This is a genomic window from uncultured Algibacter sp. (assembly GCF_947495925.1).
GTDB lineage: Bacteria > Bacteroidota > Bacteroidia > Flavobacteriales > Flavobacteriaceae > Algibacter_E.
Genome location: NZ_CANMAU010000003.1, coordinates 291,400 through 313,417 on the forward strand (window position 1 = coordinate 291,400; position 22,018 = coordinate 313,417).

At 32.7% G+C, this 22,018-nt stretch carries 19 protein-coding genes; 12 read left to right on the forward strand and 7 right to left on the reverse strand.

Annotation, left to right across the window (positions count from 1 at the left end; translation table 11 throughout):
* The first annotated feature begins 1 nt into the window (after window position 1).
* The 9 genes from coaBC (at window position 2) to Q0857_RS07645 (ending at window position 9,639) form a co-directional block, all read left to right on the forward strand.
* A complete protein-coding gene (gene coaBC / locus Q0857_RS07605; RefSeq protein WP_298533502.1) occupies window positions 2-1,213 on the forward strand; it encodes a bifunctional phosphopantothenoylcysteine decarboxylase/phosphopantothenate--cysteine ligase CoaBC in 1,212 nt (403 codons plus the stop codon).
* Window positions 1,206-2,093, forward strand: a complete 888-nt coding sequence (locus Q0857_RS07610) for a DUF4835 family protein (protein WP_298533504.1) — start codon at window positions 1,206-1,208, stop codon at window positions 2,091-2,093. Before coaBC ends, Q0857_RS07610 begins: the two co-directional genes overlap by 8 nt.
* Before the next feature lie 67 nt (window positions 2,094-2,160).
* Window positions 2,161-3,813 carry a DNA repair protein RecN gene (gene recN, locus Q0857_RS07615; protein ID WP_298533506.1) on the forward strand — a complete coding sequence of 551 codons (1,653 nt, stop codon included), beginning with the start codon at window positions 2,161-2,163 and terminating at the stop codon, window positions 3,811-3,813.
* 51 nt (window positions 3,814-3,864) lie between these two features.
* On the forward strand, window positions 3,865-4,683 hold the full coding sequence (locus tag Q0857_RS07620) for an SDR family oxidoreductase (RefSeq protein ID WP_298533508.1): 819 nt from the start codon (window positions 3,865-3,867) through the stop codon (window positions 4,681-4,683).
* A gap of 63 nt (window positions 4,684-4,746) precedes the next feature.
* Window positions 4,747-5,754, forward strand: a complete 1,008-nt coding sequence (locus Q0857_RS07625) for a glycosyltransferase (protein WP_298533510.1) — start codon at window positions 4,747-4,749, stop codon at window positions 5,752-5,754.
* On the forward strand, window positions 5,751-6,710 hold the full coding sequence (locus Q0857_RS07630; RefSeq protein ID WP_298533512.1) for a CdaR family protein: 960 nt from the start codon (window positions 5,751-5,753) through the stop codon (window positions 6,708-6,710). The genes Q0857_RS07625 and Q0857_RS07630 overlap by 4 nt, the downstream gene beginning before the upstream one ends.
* On the forward strand, window positions 6,707-7,297 hold the full coding sequence (coaE, locus tag Q0857_RS07635; protein WP_298533514.1) for a dephospho-CoA kinase: 591 nt from the start codon (window positions 6,707-6,709) through the stop codon (window positions 7,295-7,297). Before Q0857_RS07630 ends, coaE begins: the two co-directional genes overlap by 4 nt.
* Window positions 7,298-7,396: 99 nt before the next feature.
* Window positions 7,397-8,932, forward strand: coding sequence for a sensor histidine kinase KdpD (locus Q0857_RS07640; protein WP_298533515.1), 1,536 nt, complete (start codon window positions 7,397-7,399; stop codon window positions 8,930-8,932).
* Between the two features lie 2 nt (window positions 8,933-8,934).
* Window positions 8,935-9,639, forward strand: coding sequence for a response regulator transcription factor (locus Q0857_RS07645; RefSeq protein ID WP_298533516.1), 705 nt, complete (start codon window positions 8,935-8,937; stop codon window positions 9,637-9,639).
* Window positions 9,640-9,739: 100 nt separating this feature from the next.
* Here the strand turns inward: Q0857_RS07645 and Q0857_RS07650 are convergent, their stop codons facing one another.
* The 5 genes from Q0857_RS07650 to Q0857_RS07670 are packed head-to-tail and all read right to left on the reverse strand — an operon-like array spanning window position 9,740 to window position 14,960.
* Entirely contained in the window at window positions 9,740-10,399 is a 660-nt protein-coding gene (locus Q0857_RS07650) for an alpha/beta fold hydrolase (RefSeq protein ID WP_298533517.1), read from the reverse strand.
* Entirely contained in the window at window positions 10,400-10,732 is a 333-nt protein-coding gene (locus Q0857_RS07655) for a hypothetical protein (RefSeq protein ID WP_298533518.1), read from the reverse strand.
* 2 nt (window positions 10,733-10,734) lie between these two features.
* Entirely contained in the window at window positions 10,735-11,991 is a 1,257-nt protein-coding gene (locus Q0857_RS07660) for a dihydroorotase family protein (RefSeq protein ID WP_298533520.1), read from the reverse strand.
* Complete coding sequence (locus Q0857_RS07665) at window positions 11,988-13,913, reverse strand: BatA domain-containing protein (protein ID WP_298533521.1); 1,926 nt, start codon at window positions 13,911-13,913, stop codon at window positions 11,988-11,990. Before Q0857_RS07665 ends, Q0857_RS07660 begins: the two co-directional genes overlap by 4 nt.
* A 39-nt stretch (window positions 13,914-13,952) precedes the next feature.
* Complete coding sequence (locus Q0857_RS07670; protein ID WP_298533522.1) at window positions 13,953-14,960, reverse strand: glycosyltransferase family 2 protein; 1,008 nt, start codon at window positions 14,958-14,960, stop codon at window positions 13,953-13,955.
* Window positions 14,961-15,043: 83 nt separating this feature from the next.
* Between Q0857_RS07670 and Q0857_RS07675 the strand changes: the two genes are divergently transcribed.
* Window positions 15,044-16,936, forward strand: a complete 1,893-nt coding sequence (locus Q0857_RS07675) for a peptidase M61 (protein ID WP_298533523.1) — start codon at window positions 15,044-15,046, stop codon at window positions 16,934-16,936.
* A 101-nt stretch (window positions 16,937-17,037) separates the two neighbouring features.
* On the opposite strand, the gene Q0857_RS07680 is transcribed toward Q0857_RS07675, so the two are convergent.
* Both Q0857_RS07680 and Q0857_RS07685 read right to left on the reverse strand, forming a co-directional pair.
* Window positions 17,038-17,802 (reverse strand): TIGR02757 family protein, encoded by a 765-nt coding sequence (locus tag Q0857_RS07680; RefSeq protein ID WP_298533525.1) that lies wholly within the window; start codon window positions 17,800-17,802, stop codon window positions 17,038-17,040.
* Between the two features lie 30 nt (window positions 17,803-17,832).
* Window positions 17,833-19,050: a hypothetical protein gene (locus tag Q0857_RS07685; protein ID WP_298533526.1), complete on the reverse strand. Its 1,218-nt coding sequence runs from the start codon at window positions 19,048-19,050 to the stop codon at window positions 17,833-17,835.
* A gap of 218 nt (window positions 19,051-19,268) precedes the next feature.
* On the opposite strand from Q0857_RS07685, the gene Q0857_RS07690 reads away from it, so the two are divergent.
* Entirely contained in the window at window positions 19,269-20,645 is a 1,377-nt protein-coding gene (locus tag Q0857_RS07690) for a DUF1080 domain-containing protein (RefSeq protein ID WP_298533528.1), read from the forward strand.
* A gap of 24 nt (window positions 20,646-20,669) precedes the next feature.
* Entirely contained in the window at window positions 20,670-22,001 is a 1,332-nt protein-coding gene (locus Q0857_RS07695) for a Gfo/Idh/MocA family oxidoreductase (protein WP_298533530.1), read from the forward strand.
* Window positions 22,002-22,018 lie beyond the last annotated feature (17 nt).

Sequence of the window (22,018 nt, forward strand, 5' to 3'; positions counted from 1 at the left end):
TATGAGTATACTAAGCGGCAAAAATTTACTATTAGGCATTACTGGTGGTATTGCCGCTTATAAAACGGCTTCATTAGTTCGGTTTTTGGTAAAGCGTGGTGCACATGTAAAAGTTGTTATGACTCCAGCTGCTAAAGATTTTATTACACCATTAACCCTATCAACACTTTCAAAAAATCCAGTATATTCTTCTTTTACAAACGAAGACGATGATAATGCGGTATGGAATAATCACGTAGACTTAGGCTTATGGGCAAACTTATTTGTTGTTGCACCGGCAACTGCAAATACCATGTCTAAAATGGCAAATGGTGTATGCGATAATTTATTATTAGCTACATATTTGTCTGCTAAATGTCCCGTATATTTTGCTCCAGCCATGGATTTAGATATGTACAAGCACCCTACGACATTAGAATCATTTGAAAAATTAAATGCGTTTGGAAATGTAATGATTCCTGCGACTAGTGGTGAATTGGCTAGCGGATTGGTTGGGGAAGGCAGAATGGCAGAACCTGAAGATATTGTAGCTTTCATTGAGAAGGATATCTTGAATAAACTACCATTACGCGGAAAAAGAGTTTTGATTACTGCTGGACCAACTTATGAGGCCATAGACCCTGTTCGATTTATAGGCAATCATTCAAGCGGCAAAATGGGGTTTGAAATAGCTAAAGCATCTGCTGATTTAGGAGCTGAGGTTATTTTGGTTACAGGACCAACACACGAAAACATCTCTCATACGCTCGTTAAGGTTATTCCTGTTGTAAGTGCACAAAATATGTATGATGCTGTGCATAGTCATTTTAAAACTGCTGATATTGCTATACTTTCGGCGGCAGTTGCAGATTTTAGCCCTAAAGAAGTAGCTATTCAGAAAATAAAAAAGAAGTCCTCAACGTTAACTTTAGAGTTAGAAAAGACTAAGGATATTTTGGCTTCTTTAGGAGATATTAAAAAAGATCAGTTTTTGGTTGGGTTTGCTTTAGAAACTAATAACGAAATTGAAAATGCCAAAGGGAAACTTAAAAGAAAGAATTTAAATTTAATTGTATTAAATTCGTTAAATGATAAAGGTGCAGGTTTTAAAGGTAATACGAATAAAGTCACTTTTATTGATGATAAAGAAAAGATTACTGAATTTGAATTGAAATCAAAAGCAGAAGTTGCTATTGATTTATTAAATAAAATCATATCAGATATTGATGCGTAACATTTTAGTTTTAGTATTAGTTTGTTTTAGTTTTACGGGAATTGCTCAAGAGTTAAATTGTAATGTTGTAGTAGATGCTAGACAAACTGGGAATGAGAACTTCCCTATTTTTAAGACTCTGGAAAAGCAGGTAACAGAGTTTATAAATAATACAAAATGGACTGATAAAACGTATAAGTCTCAAGAGCGTATTAACTGCAGCATGGTTATAAATGTAAGTAGTTATGCAGGCGAAACTTTTAGAGCTACATTACAAGTGCAAGCTTCAAGGCCCATTTATGCATCTTCATTTAGCACACCTACATATAATTTTAACGATAAGGATTTTACATTTACATATCTTGAGTTTCAAAATTTAATATACAATCCAACGCAGTTTGAGTCTAACCTTATATCTGTTTTAGCATTTCATGTTTATATGATATTGGCGTTAGATGCCGATAGTTTTTCGCCTAAAGGAGGACTTGATTATTATAAACAAGCTCAAGTAATTACAAATTATTCTCAGCAAGGAAATTTTAAGGGTTGGAAATTAGAAGATGGTTTACAAAGCAGATTTGCGCTTATTGATAATATCTTATCTCCTACATTTAAGGAATATAGAGATGTAATGTACGATTATCATAGAATGGGATTAGATGTAATGAGCGAAAACGTAAAAACCGGTAAAGATGCTATTGCAAAGTCATTAACTAAGTTTGCCTCCATGAATAGCAGAAGACCTAATTCTTTTTTATTGCGGACCTTTTTTGACGCAAAATCTGATGAAATTGAGCAAATTTTCTCTGATGGTCCAAGCGTAAATATTACAGAGGTTAAAGAAACGCTTCAAAAAGTAGCGCCTATGTACAGTAGTAAATGGCAAAATATTAAGTATTAAAGTTTTAATGCTTTTGTCTCTCTTTCACTATATTTAACTTATCCTAATTTAAACGCTTTTAGAAGTTTTGTTAACAACATTATCAATTAAAAATTACGCTTTAATAGATAACCTTCATGTGGGTTTTAATGACGGTTTTTCAATTATTACAGGCGAAACTGGTGCAGGAAAATCTATTTTATTGGGAGGTTTGTCTTTAATACTAGGTAAGCGCGCAGATTTAAGCAGTTTAAAGAATGCGTCTAAAAAATGTGTTATCGAAGCTGTATTTAATATTTCAAATTATAGCTTAAAGAATCTATTTGAAGCTGAAGATTTTGATTATGATGATCAAACCATCATAAGAAGAGAAATATTACCTTCTGGAAAATCAAGAGCATTTGTTAATGATTCTCCAGTAAATCTTGCCAGTTTACAACTTTTAGGAGCGCGATTGATTGATATACATTCACAGCATCAAACTTTGCAACTAACAAGTAATGAATTTCAATTTCAGGTTATTGATGCGCTTGCAAATAATGCTATAAATACCCAAGAATATAAGAAAGAGTTTAAGGTTTATAAAAAACTTCAAAATGAACTTAAGGAACTCTTAGCTTTTCAAGCGGAGGCTATAAAAGAATATGATTACAATTCGTTTTTGTTGAATGAACTGGTTGAAGCTAATTTGGTAGAAGGTGAAATAGAGTCTCTTGAGGCTGAATATGAAACCTTAAACAATGTTGAGGGAATTAAAGAACATTTAGCGGAGGGCTATCAATTATTAACAGATGAACAATTAGGTGTATTAAGTTCATTAAGTTCCTTAAAAAATGTTTTTCAAAAATTATCTGGATTTTCATCTAAATATGAAGATTTATACAATAGAGTAGATAGCAGTTTGATTGATATGGACGATTTGTATAGTGAAGTTCATGATTTACAAGAAAGTCTGGATGCCGACCCCAAGAGATTGGAAGAGGTAGACTCAAAGTTGAAAGTACTGCATGATTTGATGCAAAAACATATTGCATCAAACGTTGCTGAATTAATCTCCATAAAAAACCAATTGGAAGATAAAGTGTCCATCACAGAGAATTTAGATGAAAATATTCAAAAAAAACAAGATGATATTCTTTCTAAAGCGGAGACATTAAATACAATTGCAAAAACCATTCATAAGAAACGCATAGAAGTTGTTCCAGAGTTAAAATCTCAACTAGAGAGCCTATTAGTGAGCTTAGGAATGCCAAACGCACAATTTAAAATTAGTGTTATAGCGGGTAATGCGTTTTATGTAAACGGAAAAGATGAATTATCTTTTTTGTTTTCGGCTAATAAAGGAGGGAATTTTAACGAATTGAAAAAAGCAGCTTCTGGAGGGGAGATGTCTCGAATTATGCTGGCAATAAAATCTATTTTAGGAAAATATATTCAATTGCCCACCATTATGTTTGATGAGATTGACACAGGTGTTTCGGGAGAGATTTCAAATAAAATGGGAGATATCATGTTGCAAATGAGTAAAAGTATGCAAGTGTTTTCTATTACGCATTTACCGCAAATTGCAGCCAAAGGACATTCTCATTTTAAAGTATATAAAGAGGATGTTAATCATGTAACTCAAACCAACTTAATACGCCTTAATCATGATGAGCGCATTGTAGAAATTGCTCAAATGCTAGGCGGTAAAGAAATGTCAACATCGGCGATTGCACATGCTAAAGAATTACTCAATTAATTAGTATATTTGTGCGCTGAACACACTAACGAACTAACAAAATCAAAATATATGTACAACTTATTGAAAGGAAAGAAAGGAATTATTTTTGGAGCATTAGATTCAAATTCAATTGCTTGGAAGACGGCCGAAAGAGTTCATGAAGAAGGTGGACAATTTGTGTTAACTAATGCGCCGGTGGCCATGCGTATGGGGCAAATTAATGAACTTGCTGAAAAAACAGGTTCTCAAATTATTCCTGCCGATGCAACATCTCTTGAAGATTTACAGAAATTAGTAGATCAGTCTATGGAGATTTTGGGAGGTAAAATTGATTTTGTTTTACATTCCATAGGAATGTCTATAAATGTTAGAAAAGGAAAGCATTACACAGATCAAAATTATGATTGGACGCAAAAAGGAACAGATGTTTCTGCGATGTCGTTTCATAAGGTCATGCAAACATTATATAAGGCAGATGCTATGAACGAGTGGGGGAGTATTGTGGCGTTAAGTTATATGGCTGCGCAACGTGTATTTCCTGACTATAATGATATGGCTGATAACAAGGCCTATTTAGAAAGTATTGCCCGCAGTTTTGGTTATTTCTTTGGAAGAGATAAAAATGTAAGAGTAAATACAATTTCGCAATCGCCAACACCAACCACTGCAGGTAGTGGTGTTAAAGGTTTTGATGGTTTTATTGCGTATGCCGATAAAATGTCGCCACTTGGTAATGCTACAGCTTTAGATTGTGCGAATTACACGGTATCATTGTTTAGTGATTTAACGAAACGTGTTACATTACAAAACCTTTATAACGATGGAGGATTTAGTAATATGGGAGTTAGCGATGCAGTAATGTCAACCTTTGTAGGAGAAGACGAATAGAAACAATAATATATTGAGTAAAAGCCACCCTTAAAACGGTGGCTTTTTTGTTACATTTGTGTTATGTCATTACAGTTTTCATTTATAATTCCAGTATATAATCGTCCAGACGAAATTCAAGAACTTTTGCAAAGTTTTGATGCTCTGGAAGGAGATCGTATATATGAAATTGTAATTATTGAAGATGGTTCATCAAAACCATCAAAAACGGTTGTTGAATCTTTTAGGAATAGATTAAATATTTCATACTTTTTTAAGCCAAATTCTGGCCCTGGAGATTCCAGAAATTATGGGATGCAAAAGGCAAAAGGGAATTATTTTATTATTTTAGATTCAGACTGTATTCTTCCAAAGAATTATTTAAAAGAAGTTGAAAAAAGTCTAGTAAGTTATTACGTGGATTGTTTTGGTGGCCCTGATGCAGCTCATGAATCGTTTACAAATCTTCAAAAAGCCATAAATTTTTCAATGACTTCGGTTATTACTACCGGAGGCATTCGCGGTAATAAGTCTAGTGTAAATAAATTTCAACCCAGAAGTTTTAATATGGGCCTTTCTAAACAGGCATTTGAAGTGTCTAAAGGTTTTGGTAGAATTCATCCTGGTGAAGACCCAGATCTGTCAATAAGGTTGTGGAATTTAGGGTTTAAAACGAAGTTAATACCAGAAGCTTATGTGTACCATAAACGTAGAATTTCTTGGCGTACATTTTATAAGCAGGTTAATAAATTTGGGTTAGTCCGGCCTATTTTAAATTCATGGCACCCAGATACTAAAAAGCTTACCTATTGGTTTCCATCTGTTTTTATTATAGGTTTTGTTTTGTCAATTGTACTTTTGGTATTTAGCATTAAATGGTTATTTATAGGATATATATTGTATTTTGTTTTAGCATTTGTTCTGGCTTTAATTAGTACTAAAAATATATGGGTTTCAATATTTAGCATTCCAGCAATTTTTATTCAATTTTTTGGATATGGTTATGGGTTTTTGGAATCTACAATGGCACTTTCGGTTTTAAATAAAGATCCAGAAAGGCATTTTCCTAAATTGTTTTTTAAAGTAAAATGATAAAAAGTTTAAAATCACAAATATTAGCCTCAATTAGAAATAAAAGAATCAATGTGTTCTTGTTTTTTCTGTTATCGGCATTCGTGATTTTACTATTTACAAAACTATCTAAGGAATATACGAATACCATTCCTTTTGAAATAGAAAAGCTTAATGTGCCTCAAAAATATGTGATATTAAACGATTCTGTTAAATTAAATATTACTTTAAAGACGCATGGTTTTAATTGGTTAAACTATTACATGTCTAAACCAAGTATCAAGATAGATTTTAGCAAAGATGTTTATAAAGATGGTAAAGTGTTTGTTTATAGTAAATCTAAAGCTTATTTAAAAAACACACAGTTTGATAAAAATGTTGAATTACTCAATTTAGAACCTGAAAAATTGACCTTTAGGTTTGGTGTAAACTTGGTAAAGAAAGTACCCATTGTATCCAATACAGATATTAAATTTAGTCTTGGTTATGATAAAGGAACTAAGGTTTTTTCTGAACCAGATTCCGTTGTCATAGTTGGACCTAGCAGTTTAGTATCTAACTTTGAATATTTGGATACAGAAACCTTGGTACTAAGTGATGTTAGAATAGATATTGAGGAGTATATAAAATTAAAGTTACCAGAAAATAAATCAGATTTAAAATTTTCCGTCGAAAGCGTAGTTTTAAAGGCTAAGGTTGAAAAGTTTACAGAAGGAACTTTCAAAATTCCTGTAAGCCTCATTAACGTTCCAAAAGGTTTAAATGTGAAATTTTTTCCAAAAGAAGTAACGGTTTCTTACTATGTAAGCCTTAGTAACTTTAAGGGGGTCACACCAAATGATTTTAAAGTCATTTGCGATTTTAAAAAAGTTAGTGAGAATCAAAAATTTTTAAAGCCCGAGTTGGTTGAAACATCAGATTTAGTAAAGAACACTAAAATTGATCAAAAGCATATAGAATTCATAATAACAAAGTGATTGTAGTAGGACTTACAGGAGGTATTGGCAGTGGTAAAACTACTGTAGCTAAAGCATTTAGAGCTTTGGGTATTCCAGTATACATAGCTGATGAGGAAGCTAAAGGATTGATGCTTAGATCTAAAATCATAAAAAGGAAACTTATTCAATTATTTGGTAATCAGGTGTATGCGGATGGTAATCTTAATAAATCCTTTATTGCTAGTATTATATTTAATGATAAAAACTATTTAAATAAGATGAATGCTATTGTTCATCCTAGAGTAGCGAGGCATTTTGAGAAATGGCTTATAAAGCAAGATGCTCCTTATGTAATTAAAGAGGTTGCTATTTTATTCGAAAATGGCGGACATAAGGCTTGTGATTATGTAATAACCGTTACAGCTCCTAAAGCTACAAGAATTGATCGTTTATTAAAACGCGATAATACTTCTGAAGAAAAGATTGAGGCCATCATGAAAAATCAATGGGCAGATTCTAAAAAAGTAAAGCTGTCAAATTTCGTTATTCATAATGTTTCGATTGAAAAAACTCAGGCACAGGTTGTTAAAATTCATAGCCAAATACTAGAAAACCTTAAAATTTAACATTTTTGTTAATGTAAGGTTAAAAGGAAGACCTACTAAATGTTAAAATGTTAATTTTGAATGATGAGCAAAAGAATTTTCATCTTATTAATAATATTAATGAGTTTATCTCTCATCGGTATTATTTCTATTCAGGCTTATTATATCAACGATGCCGTAAAAAACGAAAAAGATCGTTTTAAATTCAATGTGGTTACGGTATTAAACAATGTATCAAATACTATTGAGGAGCGTGAGTTTGAGAAATATTTTGCAGAATACTTAAGTTTAGATAAGGAAAAAAAAGGAGATGAAGAGGCGGTTTCACAGCTATTAATATACAGGAAGAATAATAGTACTAAAGAAATGCTTCTTTTCAAGAGTAATGTGTTTCAAGAGGATTATAAACTATCTTCTTCGCTCTTTGACATTGGTTTAGATAGTCTTGATATTACAAATATCATAACTAATTCGAGCACAGAATTTTATAGTGATGTATCGAGTTCTTCTGAAAAAGACTTAAAAAGTCCAATTTCTGAAATTATTAGAACGGGTACTATTGATGAAGCACAAAAATTGAGCTTTAAAAAAAGCTTTAAAGAAATTTTTAAAAGAAAACCTATTCATAAAAGGGTTTCTGAGAATGAAATTAAAGCCTTGTTAACTGAAAAACTTGCAAAATACGGTATTAATATTGAGTTTGAGTTTGCCATTTATAGTGCCGATTTAGCGACTAAGGTACACAGTGATAATTTTGAAAATGATTTAAAATCTACCTTTGGAGTACCTGTATTTTATGATGAAAATAATAGAAGTTTATATCGCCTTTTAGTTAATTTTCCTGATGATCGGGAGTTTATATTATCAGGAATTATCGGGATGATAATGTTATCGATAGTTTTTACTTCTATCATTATTATAGCTTATGGGAGTGCTTTGTTTCAATTAGTGAAGCAACGTAAAATTTCTCAAATTAAAACAGATTTTATCAATAATATGACGCATGAGTTTAAAACACCTATTGCGACCATTAATTTGGCTTTAGATGCTATTAAAAATCCTAAGGTTATTGATGATAAGAGTAAGGTGTTACGATATCTTACGATGATAAAGGAAGAAAATAAGCGCATGCATGCGCAGGTGGAGAATGTCTTAAGAATATCTAAATTAGAAAAAAACGAGCTTAATATTAGTAAAGACCGAGTTGAGTTACATGAGTTGATAGAAGATGCTATTACACATGTAGAATTAATTGTAGAAGATAGAAAAGGTTATATAAAAACATTTTTTAATGCCAATAAAACTTCTGTTTTAGCAAATGAAACGCACTTTACTAATGTGATAGTTAATATGTTGGATAATGCGATTAAGTATTCTCCAAACGCTCCAGAAATTGAGGTGTCTACTGAAAATGTGGGTACTAATATTATATTAAAAATAAAAGATCACGGTAGTGGAATGAGCAAAGCAGCTGCCAAAAAAGTGTTTGAAAAATTTTATAGAGAACACACCGGAAATATTCATAATGTAAAAGGTCATGGTTTAGGTTTGGCCTACGTTAAACGAATTGTAGAAGACCACCAAGGTCATGTATCAGTAGAAACAGAAAAAGACAAAGGAAGCACCTTTATAATTAAGCTTCCACTAATATCATAATTATGGAAGAATTTAAAAAAAGAATACTATTAGTTGAAGATGATCCTAATTTCGGAACCGTATTAAAGGATTATTTAATGATGAATGACTATGAAGTAACGCATGCTAAAAATGGCATGGAAGGGTTCGAAAAGTTCAAAAAAGATGATTTTGATTTATGTATTCTTGACGTGATGATGCCCTATAAAGATGGGTTTACTTTAGCTAAAGAAATACGAGAGAAAAATACAGATGTACCTATTATCTTTTTAACAGCTAAAACCATGAAGGAGGATGTTTTAAAAGGATATAAAGTAGGTGCTGATGATTATTTAAATAAGCCTTTTGATAGTGAAGTACTATTGATGAAGATTAAAGCGATTATACAACGTAAAGCCACAGAAACTATTTCTGATAGTAAGCAATTTGAATTTAAAATTGGACGTTTTGATTTAAATTCGAAATTAAGGTTTTTGAAATTTGATGGAGGAGAGCCTGTAAAATTATCTCCAAAAGAAAATGAGTTATTGCGCTTATTGGCATTACATGAAAACGATTTAATGCCACGAGAATTAGCATTGACTAAAATATGGCGTGATGATAACTATTTTACATCGCGTAGTATGGATGTTTACATCGCTAAATTACGTAAGTATTTAAAGTTGGATGAAAAAGTAGAAATCTTGAATATTCACGGTGAGGGTTTTAGACTTGTAATAAATAGTTAGAACTGTTTTAGTTTACAATTATCAAATAAAAAAATCCAGCTTTATGCTGGATTTTTTTATTTATTTAACGAGGAAATTTTTAAATTTCGTTTAACTTTTTCTAAGAGATACGCTTACTTAACCAGACTTTAAACTCATGAAAATTCTTTGGAGCCACACCATGACCAACAGGGAATTCAGAATACTGATTTTTAATATTTAAGCTATTTAAAAAAGTAGGCGTTTGTCTTGCCCAATCAACAGGTATCACTTGATCTACGCTACCATGGGAGCAGTAAAAATCAAGATTTGAATAATCTCTAGATTCTAGATCTTCTGGAAAAATATCACTAACAATATAACCGCTTAAAGCAACTACATTCTTTACTTTTTCAGGATAGGTCAATGCCACAGCATAACTTAATATACTTCCTTGACTGAACCCTAATAAAGATACATTGACGGCATTTACCGGATATGCATTTAAGGCTTCATCTATAAACTTTGAGATTAAATCTCTAGATTGTATAGCCTGTTCATTATCGTTCCATTTTCCGCGTTCGGCATCAAAATTAATGGCATACCAAGCGTTGCCATAAGGTTGCATCGGGTAAGGTGCTTTTACTGAAATAATGAATAGTTCTTCGGGTAATTCTGAAGCAAATGAAAACAAATCATTTTCATCACTACCATAACCATGCATCATAATGAGGAGTGGTGCGTTTTTTGATAAACTCGATTCACGTATAACGTGGTGCAGCGAAAGAGATGTATTTAACATTTAGTTTCCAAGGTTTGCAAATAGTTTTTGATATAGGGGACCAACGAGCGGTACAGCTTGGGCCTTTCTGCCTATGGCATTTGAAAAGCCATAAATAAATAACACAGCAAAAAACAAGTAAAAACTTGAGGTTATTAGCCAACTATTAAAACTCCCAATAATATAGCCAAGAGCAAAAAAAGTAAGCCAAAGCCCTAAAGATTGTCTGATATGAAAACTAGCGAAGTCACTCTTATTATCGTTATTTATGTAATACGCTATAATGGTTCCAAAAATGGTTATATAACTTATTATGGCGTTTTTACGGCCTTTTTCAATATCTTGCTCTGTCATGTTTATGAATTTAAAACAGCCTTATTGTTAGAAATAATACCATAAACGCCTCCCTTTAAAGTTTCGTTTTTAAAAATAGCATTCTTAGATCTAGAAACAATATTCTCTTTCGAGAAAACATATTTGGTGTCCGGATTAAACAGTGTCAAGTTTGCGATATTATCTACTTTAATCGGTGACTGTTCTAGTCCAAATCTGGCCTTGCCTTTGGTTAAAAGATCAATGGTCTTTTTGGTAGTCAATATAGATTGCAAAGCTCCAAAAGCGCTTTCTAATCCTATGGTGCCAAAGTTTGCGTGGTCGAATTCAACTTTCTTTTCTTCAATGTCAATTGGGTTGTGGTCTGTAGTCACCATATCAATCGTGCCATCTTTTAAACCTATGATAAGTGCGTCAACGTCGTCCTGCGTTCTTAACGGCGGTAAAACTTTAAAGTTGGTGTCAAATTCAGTTAGCGCTTCATCAGTAAAATATAAATTATGAATAGCTACACTACAGGTTACATCCAGTTTCTTTTGTTTGGCAGCTCTAATTAGTTCTACGGAACTTTTTGTTGAGATGGTAGGGATATGTAATTTACCTCCTGTATATTCCAATAAAAACAAATCTCGCGCAACTTGTAATTCTTCTGCCAGAGATGGAATGCCTTTTAAGCCGAGTCTTGTACTGGTTACGTTTTCATTCATAACACCATGCCCTGCAATTTTATTTTCTTGAGGAAATGAACAAACTAAACCATTAAAATTACTTGCATACTGCAGAGCAATTTTCATTAGGTTAGGGTTTGATATTGGTTTCTTGTAATCATAAAAAGCTACGGCTCCTGCAGAACTCATATCGTAGAGTTCGGCTAAATACTCACCTTTACTCCCTACGGTTAAAGCGCCTATTGGTAATAAGGTTACGGCGTTTTCATTTGATTTCGAATTAACAAAAGTAATGTCTGTATTTGAATCTATAACAGGGTTACTGTTAGGGTTTAATGCAACTGAGGTAAACCCAGATGCTGCTGCTGTTTTTAGTCCGTTGGTAATAGTTTCTCGTTCTTCATATCCAGGCTCTCCAAAACTAACACTACTATCAAACCAACCTTGTGAAACATGAAGGTTATCGAATTTTATTTCTTTATAATTCTTGGGGTTTTTAACCGTATTTCCGATCGCAGCAATCACACCATTTTCAATTAATATATCTTGAGTAGAATTATGGAATTCGCTTTTAGAATCTATTATTGTGGCCGATTTTATAAGTATGTTCATTTAAAGAATTTTAAGATGAGCATTTCAATAATCAATAACGCTAGAGCAAAAATAACAAACCATTTCCATAGGGCGTTAACTTTTGTTTCACTTTTTATAGTATCGAAAATATTGCTGATTGAATGACTAATGCTTATATTCTCAAATTGAGAAAGATCTTTATAGCTGAGTGAGCTTTCACGTCTTGAAAAATTAAAGCTTACATTTTTTAAAATTTCATTTTTATTAAGAATAGCATAGGTGCCCGCTTCCGAAGGTTCTTCGGAAGTGCTTATTTTTACTTTTGAGTTAAAATACTGCTGCCTAGGAATTATATTAATGTCATCTTTTTTCAGCGAAAGTACCGCGTCTTGTTGCATTTGTGTTTCCACTTCAAAAGTATTGTCTTTACCAATGGTATAATACAAACTAGGTGTTTTAAAACTACTTTTAGCAATATTATAGAAAGTAGGAACTATTAAAGGGGAGTTTCTAAAACTAGAATTATTCTGGTTTAAGGGCGCAGAGAATACAAATATATTATTGTGATTTCCTAGAAATTGCTTTCCATCTTCAAACTGTAAAACCGCGTTAAAACGGTTAGAGTTAAATTCATAAAACGAATTTGCTTTCGGATATTGAAAGTTTTTTACTTGTTTTTCAAATACGCCAGAATTGTATAACTGATGGGAATAATTAATTGTAGTAATACTTTTTTGATTCTTATTTACATCTGAATAGCTTCCACCGTAGTTATTTAATAATTGATTGTAAGATATGATGTTAGTTTCTTCCGATGGTATCAAAACCAGAGCGCCTCCCTGAGTAACGTATTCTTTTAAAGATGAGACTAAAGCCACGGGAATACTTTCTAATTCATTTAATATAATAAGGTGTTGCTCGTCAATAGTATTGTAATTGAGTTGTTTTTCTGAGGTAGCAGTGTAGTTAAATTCATCTTTATTGTAAAGACGTCTTAAAAAGGAATCATCAGCATTATTAATTGCTAATATTTTTGTATTTGGCGTTTTGTTGATATTGAAATACAGGGTGTTGTCAAACTTTAAACTATTATCATCAATAGATATTTTTCCATTAATCACTTGATTTACAGGTAAAGAGAACGAGGTTTCCGAAGTGTCAGAAATCGCTATTGATGTTTTTGCAATTAATTCGTCACCATTATAAAGCGCGATAGGCAAATTCTCAATCTTGTCACCGCTATTCTTTAAGCGTACTTTTAAGGTTATAACCGTTGGTGTTGTTTCGATAATATATGCACTGTCGATAGCAATATTATTTGTATTGACTGCATTTAACTTTACAAAATGTGATGTCGTATTGGTATCGGAAACTGGTTTTAAATTGGTCCCGTCTTCTTGAAAATCAGAAATAAATACTAGATTTTTTAATACGTCATTGGTTTGAGAAAATAGAGTTTTACTTTTTATAAGTGCAGCAGCATTGGTTAAAGTATTGGAGGTATAGTCTATTTTTAATAATTCATTTTTGATAGCGCCTATAGTTGTATTTTTATAAACTAGGTTATTTGTGAAAATTGTAAAGTTTTCATTTTCTGGGATATTTGAAACGATATCTTGAATAGCCCTTTTTAAGAGTTCTCCTTGATTCCCTTTAGCTTGCATACTAAAAGAATTATCTAAATAAACAACCGTTTCTTTTGGAACATTAAAGGTCTCTGTTTTCGAGATAAAAGGTTGTGCAAAAGCAAGAATTAAAGCAGCTAAAAGTAATAACCTTGTGCAAAGAATGAGCCATTTTTTTATACGCGAACTTTTTCTAGTTTGCAGTGTAGCTTCTTTTAAAAAAGCCACATTTGTGAAATCTACTTTTTGGAATTTACGTAATTGAAATAAATGAACAATTATGGGGATTAGCAGTAAAAATAAGGCGTAAAGAAGTTCTGGATGTTTAAACTGCATGTCTAATTTAGATTAAACAAACCTACATAATTTTTTTGATTAACAAAAGAAAACATAGTCTTCAATAGGCTTGCGTTTTAAGCGATTCATGTATTTTAAAATGGTTTTTTGCTCGTCTTTATTAGCCACCGTTATGATGCTTTGGGTATGCGGTACTTCTTCTAAAAAACTAAAAGGCTTTAAAACTGTACCGTAAATATCTTTTCCAATCTTTTTTGGATTATCACATACCCATTCAAAATCAACTTTTTTTTCTGAAAGCAATTTGGCGACTTTTTTTCCTTTTCTTCCAGCTCCCCAAACCACTAATTTTCTATCAGGGTTATAGTCTAGTTTTAAGAAATAATGTAGCTTTATGTCAATAAAATGATTTTCTGCATAATGCACATGTGTTCTGGAGGCTCGGGTAATATAATCCCTCCAATCATGCAGTACGGTTTCGCAAGGGATGCACTTGTAGTCTTGTTTATAAAAACGGAAAGCTAAATCATAGTCTTCAGGATATCTACTGGGGTTAAATGCATCACAAGCTATTAAATCTTCTCTATGAATCATCCAGCAGGGTGATGGAATAACACATTCTTTGTAAATTTCGGTATAGTTTGCTCCGTTTTTGGTTAGCGTGTTTAACCAGGTTTCATAACTCTTATAACCTGCCTTAATGCCATCTTTTGAAAAATAGTTAACTAAACCTAATGCCACATGACTTTTACCGTTAACTATAAGGTTTTTTGCTAAAACCTCAATTTTGTTTTTGCGCATAATATCGTCACTATCCATTCTCGTGATTAAGTTCCCTTTACTATGTTTAAAAGCAAGCTGCAGTGCATCTATAATGCCGTTTCCTAGGTTTTTTAAAATTAAAATTCGTTCATCTTTTTCTGCAAAAGCGTTCACTATATTATAACTTTGGTCAGAGGAGTTGTCATCTACCATGATCAATTCCCAGTTCAAGTAAGTTTGATTTAGAATGGATTTGATACATTCAGCTAGGTAAAGCTCCGTGTTTTTAAATGGGATTAAAATACTAACTAGAGGATTTTGCATGTTGCGAATTTAACAAAACCTTAAGAATATGCCCCGCAACATAATGGTATTTTGCAGGTCACATAAAAAAAGTAAAAAAATAGATGAATACAAGAATTTTATCCGTGTTGTGTGTGGCCATTTTAATGGCAAGTTGTAATTCAACAAAAACTACACAAAATGATTTGGCCATTAATATACCGATTGAAACGGCTATAGATTTGGTTAATATTAATGAAGATCGGGCACCTGTAACCATTAACCCTGGACGTTTTACGACCGAATCGGTTACGTATAGATTGCCTAGAGTTGTACAAGGTACATATGAGTTAAATGATTTTGGAAAATATGTTGATGATTTTAAAGCTCTTGATTATGAAGGAAATGAAATGCCTGTTGTTAAAGTTGACTTGAATACATGGACTATTGCAGATGCAAAGAAATTAGATAAAATCACTTATTTGGTTAACGATACTTTTGATATTGAGGTAGAAGGAGGTATTGGTAAAGATGAACCTTTTTCGCCTTCAGGGGTGAATATTGAGCCCAATAATTATGTGTTAAACCTACATGGTTTTATAGGGTATTTTGATTCTTTAAAAAATAGTCAATACAAATTAGACATTGCAGCACCTGCTGATTTTGTGCGTTCCTCAGCTTTACAAACTGTAGGATCTTCTACAAGTGAAGATGGAAAAACGATTACTACAAGTTACTTTGCTCCAAGATATTTTGATATTACTGATAACCCAATGATGTTTGGTGATTTGGAAGTAGAAGAGTTTCAAGTGGGAGATATAAAAATTGTATTGAGTGTATATTCCCCTAATAAAGTACATTCGGCAGCATCTCTTAAGGAAACGATATTTAAAATGATGCAGGCCCAAAAAACATATTTAGGCGATATAAATGCAACGCCTAGATACGATATCTTTTTATACTTGTCTGATGGTAAGGAAAATTCAGCAAAAGGTTTTGGAGCTTTAGAACATCATACTTCAACTGTTGTTGTTTTTCTTGAATCTATGTCCGAAGAGTCTTTAGCTGAAAATATGACTCATGTAGTAGCGCATGAGTTTTTTCATATTGTAACGCCTTTAAGTGTGCACTCTGAAGATATACATTACTTTGACTATAATAACCCAACCTTCTCAAAGCATTTGTGGATGTATGAAGGTGTAACCGAGTATTTTTCAGTACTCTTTCAGGTAGATCAAGGGTTGGATGATGATACTGAGTTCTACAAAAAGATTATGGAAAAAATAGAGTATTCTAAAAGGTACGATGATGCTATGAGTTTTACGATCATGAGCGAAAATGTATTAAAGGAGCCTTATAAAAGCCAGTATATCAATGTGTATCAAAAAGGTGCTTTAATAGGTATGTGCATTGATATTTTAATGCGAGAAGGAAGCAACGGACAACGTGGTATTTTATCACTAATGAAAGAGTTGACTAATAAATATGGAAAAAATAAACCTTTTGAAGATGATAAGATTATTGATGAAATTGTTGAGATGACTTACCCTTCATTAGGTGTGTTTTTTAGTGATCATGTAGTTGGCGATATTCCTATTGATTACAACAAGTTTTTTGAAAAAGTTGGTCTGGAAATAGGTGAGGGTAGAGTTGAAACCAATTATATTTTAATGAATGGTGCACCAATTGTAAGTGGTGATCCAGAAAATGGAACTATTTTCTTTTCAGAAGCTGTTTTGGAAAACAGTTTTTGGGCAGATCAAGGAGTAAAACCTAATGACGTAATAAAAACTGTTGACGGGTCTGAGATGACCATGGCAAATGCCAACACTATTTTGGGTGAAATGTTTAATTGGAATCCTGGAAAAGAAATTGAGGTTAAATTGGATCGAGAGGGTGAAGAAATTGTTATTAAAACAACTACCACAAAAACCTACACAAATGGCGCTGGTATTATGGAAAAAGAAGATGCCACAGATGCTCAAAAAACATTACGCGAAGCTTGGTTAAAAGGTTAGTATTATTGCTATCCTGAAATTTAAAAACGATTGATAAACGGTAAGTTTATCAATCGTTTTTTTTATCGAATGGGGTATATGTTTGGTACTTGGTTTTAAATTTAAAACCCCTCGAAAACCCCTAAGCCAAATAAAGCGAAATCGTATTTAACGGGATCATTTTTATCTAGTTTTCTTAAGGCTGTATCTAATTCTGCTAAAGCTTTGGCATCATTTTGTTTTCTTTTTAAAAGTCCTAGTTTCCGAGCAACATTCCCAGAGTGTATATCTAATGGGCATGACAATGCTTTTGGAGAAATGGATTTCCAAATGCCAAAATCTACGCCTGCATTGTCAGCTCTAACCATCCAACGTAAAAACATGTTGATGCGTTTAGCTGCAGAATTTTTTAATGGATCGCTAACATGCTTTTGTGTGCGTTGCAAATGTTCAATTTCAAAAAAATAGGATTTAAATTTAGAAATAGCAGGTTGAAGAGAATCGTTTTTAGCTTCATTTGAAAAAACGTTTTCTAAACCATTATAGGAGTTATAAATATGTCTAAGAGATTTAATGAATTGAATACAATCATCGCCATTAAAAGTGCGATGTACGAAAGGCAGAAGCTTCTCTAAATCATTTTCTGAGTGATTCATGACAAAATCAAAAGGTGAATTGTCAAGTAAATCCATCAATCTAATAGCATTATTAATAATGCTTTTACGATTGCCCCACGAAATAGTAGCTGTTAAAAAACCTGATACTTCAATATCCTCCTTTTTACTAAACAGATGTGGGATTTGAATGGGGTCACTCTCGATAAACTTAGGATTATTATAGATGTCTACTTTGTTATCTAGGAATTCCTTTAATTCAGATGTAAGCAAAATTTATACAATTTTTGAAATTCAAAAATACTATTTATTATCATCAAAAAGGACTTGTTTTATATGCATGCTGGTGCGTTCTTTTCCGTTTACGTCAAAAAGGGCAACGAATTCTTCTGATTGTTGAAGGTGCGTTTTATTGAAAATCGCCAGAGAATCAGGGTTTGTAAAGTACTCTACTGCAGCCGTTCCACCAAATCCATGATTTGAAAAAAACAGGAAGTTAACCGTGTTATTATCACCATTTAATTTTGCAACTAAAACATGTTCATGGCTATGGCCATTTGATTTTAACTCAATAATTGTGTCAATATTTTTTTGAGCATCTTTATATTGAATGTTCCTGCCTTCATTATATTCGGCATTTCTACCATCAAAGTATTCAATGTTTTTTGTTTTTGGTGTAATGTTTGAAGAGATTAATTTAACATGTTTAGATTTTAAATTGAAAAAATCGACAAAAGCATTATCTGATTTCAAAGTCCCTAGGTATATGGAGTTTTGTTCCTTAAGCTGTTGAGGTGATAAGTTGTGAAATTTATGAATTTTAAACTCATTTTTATGCCTACTAAAGTGTTTTGATAAATCGTTTACAGAATAGGCGCTTAAAAAATTAACGTAAACATTTCTTCCAGGAGAATAATCTTTTAATAAGTCAGGATGACCTTCTATAGCATTGTAAAAATCGGAAGATGAATTTAGTTCATAATCTCTATGCCAGCCTATTTTATTAAATAATGTAGGACCATAATATCCAAAGATATCATATAAGTACAATGTTGTTTCCTTGCCATTTGTAAAAAAGGCATGCCAAATAGGGTCTCTTTTACTTTGTTTTAAATAAGTAAAAAAGCCTGCAGTCAATAGTATAAAGATTCCTGCAGCTAAGGCGAACTTTACTTTTTGAATATGCCTAGATTGCGTATTTTCTTTTTTGTAAAAAGAAACGCCGTATTGCCCACGCTTTATTTCAATATGTATGGAATCATTTAATCCTTCACCTTCAAAATATTTTTTAAGTTTTTTTCTTAAATGATATATGTTTACTCGAACTGTGGCCTCGCTCTTTTCGTGCTGATATTGAGATCCAAACAATTCTATGCTGATGTCGCTTGCATTAAGATTTTTATTAACAATTGATGATTCAATTAGGTATTTAAGCAAAATATTACTTGTAGTAGATTTAGAGAAAGTTTTACTGTTTAGTAATAAGTTTAAAACATTAATTTTCTCTTCTTTTGAAATCATCAGGTATAAATCTTGGGTAAAGTAAAGAAAAATATATCCAATTGGCAATTCTATTGTTTGCACTTCTTTTAACCATTAAAACAACCGTTAAAGGGCGTTAAAAGCTAAATTTTAATATCTACTTCATTAAATTTGAAACCATAGGATTTCTTGATGTACCGCTGGATACTAGTTCAAGAGATGTAATTAAAAGCTAAATTTTAAAAGAACTAATTAGAATGAAAAGAAACATTTTTAGTGTGCTTGCATTCATGGTAATAACACTTACGATAAATGCTCAAGGAAAATCAACTCAGCTTTTTAATGGTAAAAATTTAAAAGGATGGAAAGTCTTAAATGGAACGGCTGAGTATAACGCTGTTGATAATGAAATTGTAGGTACGTCGAAAACAGGAACGCCTAATACCTTTTTGGTGACGAAAAAGGAATACACAAATTTTATTTTAGAATATGAAATGCTCCTGGGAAGTGGACTAAATTCTGGTGTTCAAATAAGAAGTCATAGCACGAAGGAGTATAAAAACGGAAGAGTACATGGTTTGCAAGTGGAGGCTGATGATTCTCCTAGGAATTGGTTTGGAGGGATCTTTGATGAAGCTAGAAAGGGGTGGCGTTATCCTTTGGAGTATAATCCAGAAGTAAAAAAGGCATATAAGAAGGGTAAATGGAATAAAATAAAGGTAATAGCTTCTGGCAATCGGATAGCAACATGGGTTAACGGTGTTAATTGTGCCAATTTGTATGAAGAAAATGTAGAAACAGGTTTTATAGGCTTGCAGGTTCATGGTATTGGTAATGATAGAAATAAAGCCGGAAAAACTATAAAATGGCGAAATATTTTATTGACCGAAATATCGGCAAATTATACTTTTGAAACAACTGTACCAGTAATAAGTTTTTTGAGAAATGAACTTACTGAATACGAGAAGCTTAATGGCTGGAAAATGCTCTGGGACGGAGAAACACCCGATGGATGGCGAGGTGCAAAAATGGATAAATTCCCAAGTAAAGGCTGGACTATAACAGATGGTGTTTTGACTGTTCACGCCTCAGGTGGAGCAGAATCTGAACATGGAGGAGATATTGTCACAACTAAACCGTATGAAAATTTTATTCTTGAATTGGATTTCAAATTTACTGAAGGTGCAAATAGTGGAATTAAATATTTTGTAGATACAAGTTTGAATAAAGGCAAAGGATCGGCTATAGGTTGCGAGTTTCAAATTTTGGACGATAAAAAGCACCCAGATGCTAAAAAAGGTGTAGATGGCAATCGTACCTTATCCTCTTTATATGATCTAATAAGGGGAGATGCTCAGGAATATATTCCGTCGTTATATACAAAAAAGTATGTTAACGTTAATGACTGGAATAGAGCGCGAATTGTTGTTAATGGAGCAAAAGTACAGCATTTTTTAAATGGATGTAAAATGGTTGAGTATACTAGAGGAAACCAACAGTGGCGTTCTTTGGTGAAATATAGTAAATATAAGGATTGGCCAAACTTTGGAGAAGCAAAAGAAGGCCTGATTCTTTTGCAAGACCACGGTGATGAAGTTCATTTTAAGAATATAAAAATTAAAGAATTAAACTAATCTATAAACTAAATCGAAAATATAATGTCGACACGAAGAACATTTCTAAAGAATTCTGCCTTAGGGGTTGCAGGAATCACTTTATCAAGTGCCGTTTCCTACGCAAGTATTATAGAGGCAAATGATAAAGTGAATTTTGCAATTTTAGGTTGTGGAGGTAGAGCACATGGGTTAGCTAAGGCCATTGCAGAATCCAAACAAGGGAAAGTTGCCGCTATTTGTGATGTAGATGCGACACGTTTAATTGGATTCAAACAATTTTGCGAAAAGGAAATAAGACAAAGCCCAGTAATAGAAAACGATTTTAGAAAATTATTGGAAGATAGGACTATTGATGCTATTGTTGTTGCAACACCTGAGCATTGGCATGCTCCCATGTCAATAATGGGAATGCAAGCTGGAAAGCATGTATATGTAGAAAAGCCATGTAGTCATAATCCACATGAGAATGAACTTTTAGTTCAGGTACAGAAAAAGTACGGGAAGGTTTGTCAAATGGGTAACCAACAGCGTTCGTCACGAACATCTGCTCTGGCTATAAGTGATATTAAATCAGGCATTATTGGAGATGTTTATGCTGGTAAAGCTGTTTATGCTAATGCTAGAAAGTCTATTGGTACTGGGAAGAAAATTCCTGTCCCAGAAACTTTGGATTGGGATTTGTGGCAAGGTCCAGCACCAAGGGAAGCTTATCGCGATAATGTACACCCTTATAACTGGCATTGGTTTAGAACGTGGGGAACTGGTGAAATACATAATAATGGTACACATGAAATAGATATTTGTCGTTGGGCTTTAGGAGTTAAATATCCTAAACGAGTGGTTTCGGCTGGAGGGAGGTTACATTATAAAAATGATGATTGGGAATGGTTTGATACTCAAATGGTAAATTATGAATTTGAAGGCGGGAAACTTTTAACATGGGATGGTAGAAGTTGTAACGCATTTAAATCTGTTGGAGGTCGAGGAGCTGTTATTTATGGAACAACAGGTAGCATTCTTTTAGATAGGTCTAAGTATGTACTTTTTGATATAAATGGAAAGGTTGTTAAAGAACAATTTGAAAATGAAAAGAAAGATTCAAAAGCGAACAAAACTTCTGATACCGTTGGTTTTGATGGATTAACGGTAAGTCATATGCAAAATTTTATAAATGCGATATTGACAGGTGAAAAATTGAATTCACCTATTGCTGATGCAGCAATATCAACGCAATTGTGTCATTTAGGAAATATAGCGCAAGATCTCGAAGAGAGTTTAAATATAGACTCAAAAACAGGTAGAGTACTAAACAATAAGGGAGCCGATATGTTTTGGAAACGTAGTTATGAGAAAGGCTGGGAACCCAAATTATAACGTGTGTTTTTATAATT

Coding starts and splice junctions, on each gene's coding strand:
- coaBC (WP_298533502.1), top strand. CDS start 2: ATGAGTATACTAAGCGGCAAAAATTTACTATTAGGCATTACTGGTGGT.
- Q0857_RS07610 (WP_298533504.1), top strand. CDS start 1,206: ATGCGTAACATTTTAGTTTTAGTATTAGTTTGTTTTAGTTTTACGGGA.
- Q0857_RS07620 (WP_298533508.1), top strand. CDS start 3,865: ATGTACAACTTATTGAAAGGAAAGAAAGGAATTATTTTTGGAGCATTA.
- Q0857_RS07625 (WP_298533510.1), top strand. CDS start 4,747: ATGTCATTACAGTTTTCATTTATAATTCCAGTATATAATCGTCCAGAC.
- Q0857_RS07630 (WP_298533512.1), top strand. CDS start 5,751: ATGATAAAAAGTTTAAAATCACAAATATTAGCCTCAATTAGAAATAAA.
- Q0857_RS07640 (WP_298533515.1), top strand. CDS start 7,397: ATGAGTTTATCTCTCATCGGTATTATTTCTATTCAGGCTTATTATATC.
- Q0857_RS07645 (WP_298533516.1), top strand. CDS start 8,935: ATGGAAGAATTTAAAAAAAGAATACTATTAGTTGAAGATGATCCTAAT.
- Q0857_RS07650 (WP_298533517.1), bottom strand. CDS start 10,399: ATGTTAAATACATCTCTTTCGCTGCACCACGTTATACGTGAATCGAGT.
- Q0857_RS07655 (WP_298533518.1), bottom strand. CDS start 10,732: ATGACAGAGCAAGATATTGAAAAAGGCCGTAAAAACGCCATAATAAGT.
- Q0857_RS07660 (WP_298533520.1), bottom strand. CDS start 11,991: ATGAACATACTTATAAAATCGGCCACAATAATAGATTCTAAAAGCGAA.
- Q0857_RS07665 (WP_298533521.1), bottom strand. CDS start 13,913: ATGCAGTTTAAACATCCAGAACTTCTTTACGCCTTATTTTTACTGCTA.
- Q0857_RS07670 (WP_298533522.1), bottom strand. CDS start 14,960: ATGCAAAATCCTCTAGTTAGTATTTTAATCCCATTTAAAAACACGGAG.
- Q0857_RS07675 (WP_298533523.1), top strand. CDS start 15,044: ATGAATACAAGAATTTTATCCGTGTTGTGTGTGGCCATTTTAATGGCA.
- Q0857_RS07685 (WP_298533526.1), bottom strand. CDS start 19,050: ATGATTTCAAAAGAAGAGAAAATTAATGTTTTAAACTTATTACTAAAC.
- Q0857_RS07690 (WP_298533528.1), top strand. CDS start 19,269: ATGAAAAGAAACATTTTTAGTGTGCTTGCATTCATGGTAATAACACTT.
- Q0857_RS07695 (WP_298533530.1), top strand. CDS start 20,670: ATGTCGACACGAAGAACATTTCTAAAGAATTCTGCCTTAGGGGTTGCA.